The organism is Gordonia sp. AC31 (assembly GCF_031844505.1).
GTDB lineage: Bacteria > Actinomycetota > Actinomycetes > Mycobacteriales > Mycobacteriaceae > Gordonia > Gordonia hongkongensis.
In genome coordinates this window covers 1-9489 of sequence record NZ_JAUZVK010000048.1, presented here as the reverse complement: position 1 = coordinate 9489, position 9489 = coordinate 1, and the positions used below count along the sequence as shown (strand labels likewise).

Sequence of the window (9489 nt, the reverse complement as noted above, 5' to 3'; positions counted from 1 at the left end):
CACCGTCTCCCGAATCACGGATCGGGTCATCGAAGAGATGGTGTCGTGGTGGGCACGCCCGCTGGAGAAAGTGTACGCGGCGGTGTTCATCGACGCGATCATGGTCAAGATCCGGGATGGGCAGGTGCGTAACCGGCCCATCTACGCCGCGATCGGGGTGGATCTCGACGGGCACAAAGACATCCTCGGCATGTGGGCCGGCGACGGCGACGGCGAGTCGGCCAGGTTCTGGCTGGCGGTGCTCACCGACCTCAAGAACAGGGGTGTCCGCGACATCTTCTTCGTTGTGTGTGACGGATTGAAAGGGTTGCCCGACAGTGTATCTGCCGCGTTCCCGTTGGCCACGGTACAGACGTGCATCATCCATCTGATCCGCAACACCTTCAAGTACGCCTCCCGCAAGTATTGGGACACGATCAGCGCCGATCTCAAACCGATCTACACCGCGCCGACCGCCGCTGACGCCCGGGCGCGGTGGGAGGAATTCGCCGAGAAATGGGGCACGCCGTACCCGGCGATCGTGACCCTGTGGGAGAGCGCGTGGGAGGAGTTCATCCCGTTCCTTGACTACGACGTCGAGATACGGCGAGTGTTGTGCTCCACCAACGCGATCGAAAGTCTCAACGCCCGCTACCGGCGTGCGGTGCGCGCTCGAGGACACTTCCCGAACGAGCAGTCCGCACTCAAAACGCTCTACCTGGTCACCCGGTCGCTGGACCCGAAGGGTACCGGTCAGACGAAGTGGGCCGTACGCTGGAAGCCAGCGCTCAACGCCCCGGCCATCACGTTCGCCGATCGTATGCCCGCAGCCGAAGAACGCTGACCCGCCGAGCAATCGGAAAACCGCCGCTTACACCGAATATCGGACAGACCCGTCGGGGCCCGATTCCCGCCGAGCTCGTGGTGAGCGTGCGTGAGACGCTGGGTGGGGGTCGTCCAGAACGGGGGGTGTCCCTATGGGTTTGTCAAGCAGCTGAAGCGATTGGGGTTCGGTAGGGCTCGCTGTGCTTGAGCATCGCGTAGAGGACGTCGCATCGTCGGCGTGCCAGGCAGATGAGGGCGGCGTTGTGTTTCTTTCCTTCGGCGCGTTTGCGGTCGTAGTAGGCGCGGCTGGTGGGGTCGTGCAGTGCGGCGAACGCGGAGAGGAAGAAGGCTCGTTTGAGTTTGCGGTTTCCGAATCGGGCGGGGTGCTCGCCACGGATGGAGGTGCCGGATCGGTGGGTGACTGGTGCGATGCCGGCGTAGGCGGCCAGGTGGCCTGCGGTGGCGAATGCTGAACCGTCGCCGACTTCGAGGAGGATGCGGGCTGCTGTGTAGGGGTCGTAGCGGATCTGGTTTCGCACCGCGGCAAAGTGGCTCCGCGCCATGTCTCGATCGTTGTCCGCGTCGCCGGTAGCATCACGGGTGGACGCCTGCACGGTGGCGTGGTCGAAGGCCAGGATACGTGACGCTGCGAGAAGAACTGCAGGCTTCCCGGTTGCCTCCTGTCGATGTCACAGGACCCGGGTCAGCGGGAACCGGCGTCCTGCTGATGGTAATGCTCCTGCGTGCGTTTGTGTGAACGCGGCGGCCCTGCTTAGCGTCCTCCTCGCGGACTTGCCGCGACAGGCCGGTTAGCCTGACAAGGATGCTGCGGCCTTTCGTAGTGACGCCTCCAGGGTCGTTTCCGCCTCGGGTAGAGCCGCCGCGAGGGTTGTGACGGATCGGAGCCGCTCGGATGAGGCGTGATCCTTCTGTACTGCTGCGCGTGCGACTGCAGTCCAGGATGTCGCCGCATGGTGGGCGTTGGCTGCAAGGATGGCGGTGGCGTGATCGCCGGTGAGGCGCGCGATTTCGTCGCAGCCCTGTGCCAGCAGTCGGCGGAACAGGCCGCCGCCGGTCCCCGCTTTCTCGATGAAGGCGCCGAGGCTGAATAAATGCATCTCGAGGTCGTCGGTCGACAGGGCTCCCCAGCTGCAGACGTCGGATGCGAGCGCGCTGGCAGCGTCGAGGCCGTGTGACCCGTGTTCTGCGGGCCCGGCGATCGTCGATGCGCCTGGGGTGCTCAGGCTCGCTGCGGATTGTGCGAATGCCTGTGCGGCCACCTCGAGAATCGAAGGTGGCGTCTGTGGCCAATTGATACGAAACAGCGTGTGTCGGGTTGGCTCCGGGAAGGAGGTCGAGCGGCGCGCGCGTGCGAGTGCGTCCAGTGGGACGCGTTGAAGGTCTTCGCGATCGTTGTCGGCGATGTACGCGACGCCTTGCGTCTCGTCGTAGCCGACTACAACGATGTCGTGGCGGCTCATGCGCAACTGGACCCGCAGGTAGGGGAGTTCTGCGATCTCCGCCCAGACCAGTGCAGGGCGTCCCTGATCGATCTCGCCACGAAGGTTCTCCCAACCCTCGGCCGGGTCGTCTGTGGCAAGCACCTCGACGGTGCCGCCCAGACGGCGGGGGAGGTCGATCTCAAAATCAGGTCCTCGTCCGACTAAGTACACGGGTGGCATCAGCGCTTTTGATCGAATGTAGGTGAGGGAGAGGGCTCCGCCGAGGGCAAAGACGAGGCCCTCGTCGGGTGGGCCGTCGTAACCGAGCCCGGTCCACTCCATGAGGTCTCGCATCGCACCGGACCCACAGTGGCCACCCATTCGGTGCGGGTAGGGGTCGATCATCGAGGGGCCGGACACTGACACGATCCTCCTGTGTTGAGGCGGTACGAAAATTGTCGATTGCCGGGCCGACGACTGAGGCAGACCGGGTTAGGCGTGGAATGCATCTAGTGACGTCGCACGCTGCGTGAGTATAAGAGGGCCATAGGCCTCTTTGAGAGCCACCAGGATGTTGTCGAGAGGCAGGTCGTTGTACACACCTCTTTCGCGGACGTACTCCATGTGTGTTGAGCCGTCCGCGGAGTGAGCGTGGAGCAACGCGTCGCTGTCGCCGGTGAAGTCGATCGGGGCGACTCCGAACCGCGCGCACAGTTCCGAGTTGAACGCGGGTGTCGCCTTGAGCCACCGTCCGTCTATGTAGACGTGGCTGTACCCGTGATAGACGAAGACGTCGGTTCCCATCAGCTCACGTAGGGCGCCCGTTTGGAGGTGATTACGGACGTCGGCGAAGCCTAGCCGCGCTGGGATCCCGGCGGCGCGGAATGCGGCGGTAAGCACGACGGCCTTGGGGACGCAGTATCCACGCCCGGATTCGATTACATGGCTGGCCCGGTAGTGCTCTGGGTCGTTGGAGACGGTGTACGGGTCGTAGCGGATGGCGTCGCGCACCGCGGTGAACAGGCGGCCGGCTTTGTCTTTGTCGGTGGTCGCGTTGCCGACGGCTTCGCGTGTGAAGGTTGCGACGGTGGCGTGCTCGATGTCGAGGAAGCGTGAACCCGTCAGCGCCGCCGGGCTGACCGCATTTGTCGGTGATGTGGTCATGGGGCCGCTCCGATCAATTCGGACCTGACGATCGGCGCTCGTTGTGCAATGGCGCGCTTGGCGGTCACGAAGTCAGCGGGTCTGTTGACGCAGTCAGCTGCAATCAGTTCTCCGGCGGTTAAGTAGTAGCAGGTGAAGTCGCGGCCATGGGCGGGGTTGCCGCTGACCAGCACCTCGTCGTATCCGGTGTTGAGCCCGGCGATCTGGAGTTTGAGGTCGTATTGGTCGGACCAGAACCATGGCAGTGCGGCGCGACCGGTTGTGTTGTCGCAGATTGTGGCCGCCGCGATCTTGGCGTGCTCGGTTGTTGCGGACACGCACTCGAGACGAACACGTCGCCCGTACCGCTCGATTCGGTGGTTGGCGCAGTCGCCGGCTGCGACGATGTCAGGATCGCTGGTACGAGCGCGGTCGTCGACGAGGATGCCGTTTTCGACGTCGATGCCCGCAGCTGCTGCGAGCTCCGTGTTCGGAATGACGCCGACGCCGACGATGACCAGGTCAGCGGCCAGCGTCTCCCCCCCGGACAGGACAACGCCGTCGACTCGTTCGTCGCCGCGGAACCCTTCGACCATTGCGTCGGTCCGTACCTCGACACCCTTCTCGCGGTGAATTCGATCGAAGAATTCCGACACGACGGGCGCCGTGACACGTTCGAGTACGCGTCCTGCCGCCTCCAGGACGGTGACCTCGACACCCAGGGTTCGAAGCGAGGCCGCTGTCTCCAGGCCGATGTACCCGCCGCCGACAATGACGACCCGCGAACCCGGGACCGCGGCGGCGCGGATGGCCTCGACATCGGTGGCGGTGCGCAGATAGTGCACGCCCGGCAGGTCGGCGCCGGGGACCGGCAGTGCGCGAGCTCGAGCGCCGGTGCACAGGGCCAACTTCGAGTAGGACACCGCGTCGTTGTTGCCAAGAGTGACGGTTCGTTCGGCACGGTCGATCGAGGTCACGGTCCCGTCGACGAGCTCGATCCGTTGCTTGTCGTAGAACTGGCGGCTCCGAATCGCGACATCGTCGAGATGGCAATCGCCAGCCAGGTATGCCTTGGACAGCGGCGGCCGCTGATACGGCAGGCGGCCCTCGTCGCCGATCAGCAGGATGGCCCCAGCCCACTTCTCCTTGCGCAAATTGGCCGCCAGCTGTGCGCCCGCGTGGCTTGCGCCGACGATCACGACCCGATCAGTACTCACGTCTCCGGCTTGGGAGTCAGACGGACCATCATCTTGCTGATCCCACGAACGAAGTTGGACTGCACGTACTCCGGATCACCGACCACCTCGATGTCGTCGAAGCGCTCGAGAAGTTCTTCCCAGAGAATGCGCAACTGCAATTCGGCCAAACGGTTTCCCATGCAACGGTGCACACCGAAACCGAACGCGATGTGGTTGCGAGCGTTGGACCGATCGATGATGAGCTCGTCCGGGCGGTCGAACACTCGCTCGTCGCGGTTGCCGGAGGCATACCACATGACGACTTTGTCACCTGCGCGGATGAACTGACCGTTGAGCATCACGTCCTTCTTGGCGACCCGACGCATGTATGCCAGCGGGGTTTGCCACCGGATAATCTCCGACACCGCATTGGGAATCAGATCCGGATTGGCTTTGAGTTTCTCGAACTGCTCGGGAAACTCGTTGAGAGCCAGCACTCCGCCGCTCATCGAGTTGCGGGTGGTGTCGTTGCCGCCGACGATCAGCAGCACGAGGTTCCCGAGGAACTCCATCGGGCTATTGTCGAGAAGGTTCTTGGTGTCCTCGTTGCTCTGCAGCATGGTGATGAGGTCGAATCCGGTCTCCTCGCCTGCCGCGGTCCGCGCGGCCTTGTCTCGCCACAGCGCACTCAAGCCCTGTGCCATCGCGACCATCTCGCGGAAAACTTTGTCGTTGTCCGATGGTCCGCCGTTGGCCTGCTCCATCGACGTGGCCAAATCCGACCACTGGACGAGTTTGTGGCGCTGCTCGTAGGGGTAGTCGAGCAATGTCGCGAGCATCCGCGCGGTCAGTTCGACCGACACGGTCTGGACCCAGTCGAACGGTTCGTCGAGCGGTAGCTCCTCGACGACTTCCCGGACGCGAGACCGGATGAGGCCCTCCATCTCGCGCAGGTTCTTCGGTGCGACGACTCCCTGGACGGCGGCGCGCTGCTTGTCGTGCCGCGGCGGGTCCATGGCGATGAACATCGCGATATCCATGAAACGCGGGGGCCGACCGATGATGATGAACGGTTCGGCGGAGAACGCTTCATGGTTTTTGTCGACAGCGATGATGTCGGCATGTCGAGTGACCGACCAGAACGGCCCGAAGGGACTGCGGGGCTGGAAGTGAACGGGCGCCTCATTGCGCACACGCTCGAAGTAGGACCGCCACATGCCCTGTCGGTAGAGAAATGGGTTGCTCAGATCGATGTCAGTGAGTTCGACGTCCTCGACCGGCGGGATGGGGGTCTCGGTGAAGATTTTCTTGCCGTCGGTTCGGGTGACGATCCGGCGGGTCTTGTCATAGACGTGAGCGCCACGGATCTGCAGATCGATCGGGATCATGGACTGCGCCTTCTCGGCGATCGCGGTGGTAATGCTCATCTGAAAGTCGCTCTCATTCTCTCACTTCACAACTGGAACTCGGGGAGGTGAACGGTCAACCCGTCCCACTCTTCGCGCGCGGTCATCTGACACGACAGCCGCGAGTTGGCCTCACGCTCGGGGTGCATGCTCAACATGCCTTCTTCGACGTCTGTGCTGTGGCCGACGGTGTCGATCCACGCGCTGTCGACGACGACGTGGCAGGTTCCGCATGCCGCCTCACCGCCACAGTCGCCATCAATGCCCGGTATCGCCTGGTCGACCGCGGTCTGCATCAGTGACCTGCCGGGCATCACCGGCGCGGGGTAGTCCTCGCCGTCGTGGGTCACGTAGGTGATCGTGGCCATGGCCACCTCCTTGTTCCTGGGTCGTAGAGATGAGTGTGCGCGCGGCGAATGTGGTCGATCCAGGTTCGGACGTCGCGATGTCTTGTTAACTTGGCTCATATGAGCCTTGTCGAGTCGGGGATGCCGCCGCTGGCGTTCGCCCAGCTCCTCGACAGCGGCGCCTTGGGCGCGGCGGAGACCCGAGCGTTCGAACGCATCATGGCCCGCGAGGGCGTCGATCTCGCGGTCGTCATTGCGCGACAGGGCCAAGTGCCTGTCCGGTGGTTTCACGAGGTGTATCCGGCGATGGATTCCCAGCAGGGATTCCGGTTGGGCGTAGCGTTCGCCGAGCACGCTCAGCTCACCTCGTTCGGCCCCATCAGTTTGCCGCTGGTCAGTGCGGGTTCCGTCGTCGAAGTTGTTCAACTGCTTCAGTTCTTGCCCCTGATATCGACCGCGCTGAGCACCGAGTTCCAGCACGGAGATTCTGGACTGACGATCGCTCTGGCCGGGCGCACCGACAGCGCCGGCACCGATTGTTTCGCCGTCACCTACGGTGGTCTGGCTGTCCTGCGGTTGGTGGACATGCTCGCCGGTGCCGTCCCCTCCGTGGAGCTTCATCTGACATGCCAGGCGCCGGCAGACCTGATCGCCGTGGGTGAGATCGGCCATCGGATCGTTTTCAACGCGCCCGCGGCGTTCGTGCACATACCGGCTGCCGTGCTCTACGACGTGTGCCGTTTCTCCGACCCCGTGGCCTACCGGATCGGTATTGCCGAGCTTCGACGCGTCTACGAACAGCGTAGGCCCAGTTCCTACACGCAGCTGGTCCGCGCACAGTTCGATGCCGACCCTGCCCGCGCTGACGGTGCTCGTATCGCGGCGGAGCTGTCGATATCGGTGAGCACACTCAAGCGACGCCTGAACGCCGAGGGCACCACCCTGCGTCGCCTGCGGCAGCAGTTCGTCCAAGAACGGGCCACCGCGCGACTGCTGGATCCGGGCATCGGTGTCGGCGAGATAGCCGCAGAACTGGGGTACTCCGACGCCGCCAGCTTCTCTCATGCGTTCACACGGTGGGTCGGATGCTCCCCGACGCGGTTTCGCCGCGCACCGGCGAATCGGCAGGCAGCGCCGGGCATCTGAGCAGGTCAGTCCGCGCGAAGAAGATTGACGAAAAAGCTGTCTACCGTGGAGGTGTCGGCGTAGCGCGCGAAGTGCATGAGATCGACTTTCACGAACTCGCCGGTGGCGGAAAAGTAGGTCTCGCCGTCCACAGTCCCGCTCGCCCCGATGTGCAGGATGTGATCGGCGTCCTCGTCGATGCACGCCGTAAGACGTACTGGTACGTGGAGGGGTACCGGTCGGCGGTACTTGACGGTCAACGTGCGCGTGACGGCCGGGGTGCCGGCGATCCACAGCGTGAATCCCATGATGTCGTCGCACGCGGCCGAGATAGCGCCTCCGTGCGCCAAACCTGGTCCACCGGAATGCTTGGTGGTGAAAGAGTGATCGGCAAAAACGCGGTCGCCGTCGCGGTACACCTCGAGCTGCAGGCCGCTGGCATTCTCCGGCCCGCAGCCCATGCACGATGGGGAGTGTGCGGGCAGTTTGGTGGGTGCTGACATCACAGTCCTCGAATCGATGCTCGTGCCGGTAGCAGACCACTACCAACGGTATCGTTGGTAGAATGCCACATCCACGCTGGACCAACAGCGTGAGGAGACCTGGTGGCGGTGAGCATCAATGGCCTCGACGACGTCGATCCGCGGCGGGTTCGTTCCCGGAACCGTCTGCTCGACGCCACGGCGGTGTTGCTGCGCAGCGGGGGAGTGGAGGCTGTCACCGTCGAGGCGGTCACGAGCGTTCCCGCAGCTGGAGACAGTCGTGCGGCAGCAGTCGGTCGACCCGATCCCTGCGGGAGTGCCGTCGTTTCAGTCATTCGACCGGATGGGCACGGCGTTCGGGGAGAAAGGCGCCAAGACAACGGCGTTTATCGCCATGGAGAACCGTGGCGGCCTCACCCCGACGGTGCGTGCACGCTACGACGAGCTTGTCCAGGAACTTCGTGGCACCACCGCCGATGTCGCTTCCGCCCGCGACCTGGTGGGGGGATCGCCGATGTGTGTTGTCGAACTTGTCAGGATGTAAAGCCTGGGACGGGATCACGGTCGTTCTAGAAGTACTGGCCGACGTCGGCAATCTTGTAGGCCACCGGGTCATGCAGGCTGTGCGTCCGGATGTTGCGCCAGAACCGGTCCAGCCCCAAACGCGGGTGTGTCCCACGCGCCCCGATGACCTCGAAGATCCGGCTGCCTATAGACAGACCCGCCTCGGTGGCCAAGACCTTCACCCCCGACACCTGAACCATCAGCGAGGCCCGATCGGCGGGTGCCAAAGCATCACCCTTCTCCCAGATCCGCTGCACCGCGTGCGACGCATCGCGGGCCGCCGCGTCAGCGCCTTGTAGTTTAATCGCAAGCTCTCCAAAGGTCCGAACTACGTATGGATCCTGCGTGGCCTCAGAAACCCCCGCAGGGGTCCATGGCCGTGCGTGCTCCAGCGTGTATTCGCGAGCGGAGTCCAGCGCTTCGGCGGCAATTCCTATGTAGACGTGCGAGAAGATCAGTTGCACCAACGGGCCGAATAGGCTGGCGCGCCTATAGCCGAAAAAGTCGGTGATCACGCTGTTCGGAGCCCCCAACACCTCGTGCGGAAGCACTTGAACATCTTTGAAGTCCGTTGTACCGCTGTCGGTCCGCCGCATCCCCAGGGCTTTCCAGTCATTGTTGGGACGCACTCCCCCTCGGTCGGTGGGTATGACCGCTGTGATAATTCCCGACCGCTCGGGTGAGTCATCATCCTGCGCCACGCCAAACACCAGAAGCAGATCGGATCCGAGCGCCCCGCTACAGAAATGCTTGGTCCCGTTCAGCACGTAACCACCGTCGTCGCGTGGGGTTGCACGCACCTTCCAGTCGAGAATGTGACTGTTGTTCTCGCTCAACGCGTTCCCCGTCCAGGAACCCTGCGCCACGCGGCGGTAAGTGGCGTCGCGCTGCTCCGGCGAGCCGAGGAGTTCGATGAAGGCTGCACACACGAGGTGGTATCCGTAGAGGTGGCCAAGCGAGCCGTCGACCTTGGCAATCTCGCGGATTACTGCGAAGAC

Annotated in this window: 9 protein-coding genes and 3 pseudogenes; 4 read left to right on the top strand and 8 right to left on the bottom strand. The window is 63.7% G+C overall.

Going from position 1 to position 9489, the window contains the following annotated elements; genetic code table 11:
- Positions 1 to 823 (top strand): IS256 family transposase (locus Q9R39_RS24145; protein ID WP_004020615.1); only part of this gene is annotated, 823 nt, incomplete at its 5' end.
- A gap of 142 nt (positions 824 to 965) precedes the next feature.
- Here the strand turns inward: Q9R39_RS24145 and Q9R39_RS24140 are convergent.
- From Q9R39_RS24140 to Q9R39_RS24115, 6 genes and pseudogenes are all read right to left on the bottom strand, one after another.
- Positions 966 to 1313: pseudogene (locus Q9R39_RS24140) on the bottom strand (transposase); the annotation flags it as partial.
- A 300-nt stretch (positions 1314 to 1613) separates the two neighbouring features.
- The gene (locus tag Q9R39_RS24135) at positions 1614 to 2627 is read right to left on the bottom strand and encodes a BtrH N-terminal domain-containing protein (RefSeq protein ID WP_172622077.1); all 1014 of its coding nucleotides are present in this window, start codon (positions 2625 to 2627) and stop codon (positions 1614 to 1616) included.
- Positions 2628 to 2738: 111 nt separating this feature from the next.
- Positions 2739 to 3410, bottom strand: coding sequence for a transglutaminase-like domain-containing protein (locus tag Q9R39_RS24130; RefSeq protein WP_004020618.1), 672 nt, complete (start codon positions 3408 to 3410; stop codon positions 2739 to 2741).
- Positions 3407 to 4606: an NAD(P)/FAD-dependent oxidoreductase gene (locus tag Q9R39_RS24125; protein ID WP_014928948.1), complete on the bottom strand. Its 1200-nt coding sequence runs from the start codon at positions 4604 to 4606 to the stop codon at positions 3407 to 3409. Before Q9R39_RS24125 ends, Q9R39_RS24130 begins: the two co-directional genes overlap by 4 nt.
- Entirely contained in the window at positions 4603 to 5994 is a 1392-nt protein-coding gene (locus Q9R39_RS24120; protein WP_004020620.1) for a cytochrome P450, read from the bottom strand. The genes Q9R39_RS24125 and Q9R39_RS24120 overlap by 4 nt, the downstream gene beginning before the upstream one ends.
- Before the next feature lie 26 nt (positions 5995 to 6020).
- Positions 6021 to 6341: a 2Fe-2S iron-sulfur cluster-binding protein gene (locus Q9R39_RS24115; RefSeq protein WP_004020621.1), complete on the bottom strand. Its 321-nt coding sequence runs from the start codon at positions 6339 to 6341 to the stop codon at positions 6021 to 6023.
- Between the two features lie 99 nt (positions 6342 to 6440).
- Here Q9R39_RS24115 and Q9R39_RS24110 point away from each other — a divergent pair, with 99 nt between their 5' ends.
- Positions 6441 to 7466, top strand: a complete 1026-nt coding sequence (locus tag Q9R39_RS24110; RefSeq protein ID WP_004020622.1) for an AraC family transcriptional regulator — start codon at positions 6441 to 6443, stop codon at positions 7464 to 7466.
- Between the two features lie 5 nt (positions 7467 to 7471).
- On the opposite strand, the gene Q9R39_RS24105 is transcribed toward Q9R39_RS24110, so the two are convergent.
- Entirely contained in the window at positions 7472 to 7948 is a 477-nt protein-coding gene (locus Q9R39_RS24105; protein WP_004020623.1) for a PaaI family thioesterase, read from the bottom strand.
- A gap of 108 nt (positions 7949 to 8056) precedes the next feature.
- On the opposite strand from Q9R39_RS24105, the pseudogene Q9R39_RS24100 reads away from it, so the two are divergent.
- Together Q9R39_RS24100 and Q9R39_RS24095 are read left to right on the top strand one after the other, a co-directional pair.
- Positions 8057 to 8182, top strand: a pseudogene (locus Q9R39_RS24100) (TetR family transcriptional regulator); the annotation flags it as partial.
- A gap of 4 nt (positions 8183 to 8186) precedes the next feature.
- Positions 8187 to 8429 (top strand): annotated as a pseudogene (locus Q9R39_RS24095) (MMPL family transporter); the annotation flags it as partial.
- A 67-nt stretch (positions 8430 to 8496) separates the two neighbouring features.
- On the opposite strand, the gene Q9R39_RS24090 reads toward Q9R39_RS24095, so the two are convergent.
- Positions 8497 to 9489: acyl-CoA dehydrogenase family protein (locus Q9R39_RS24090; RefSeq protein WP_004020625.1), on the bottom strand; the 993-nt coding region annotated here is incomplete at its 5' end.

Excerpts from the sequence above, each read along its gene's own strand:
- Q9R39_RS24135 (WP_172622077.1), bottom strand. The coding sequence starts at position 2,627 with ATGGGTGGCCACTGTGGGTCCGGTGCGATGCGAGACCTCATGGAGTGG.
- Q9R39_RS24115 (WP_004020621.1), bottom strand. The coding sequence starts at position 6,341 with ATGGCCACGATCACCTACGTGACCCACGACGGCGAGGACTACCCCGCG.
- Q9R39_RS24120 (WP_004020620.1), bottom strand. The coding sequence starts at position 5,994 with ATGAGCATTACCACCGCGATCGCCGAGAAGGCGCAGTCCATGATCCCG.
- Q9R39_RS24110 (WP_004020622.1), top strand. The coding sequence starts at position 6,441 with ATGAGCCTTGTCGAGTCGGGGATGCCGCCGCTGGCGTTCGCCCAGCTC.
- Q9R39_RS24130 (WP_004020618.1), bottom strand. The coding sequence starts at position 3,410 with ATGACCACATCACCGACAAATGCGGTCAGCCCGGCGGCGCTGACGGGT.
- Q9R39_RS24105 (WP_004020623.1), bottom strand. The coding sequence starts at position 7,948 with ATGTCAGCACCCACCAAACTGCCCGCACACTCCCCATCGTGCATGGGC.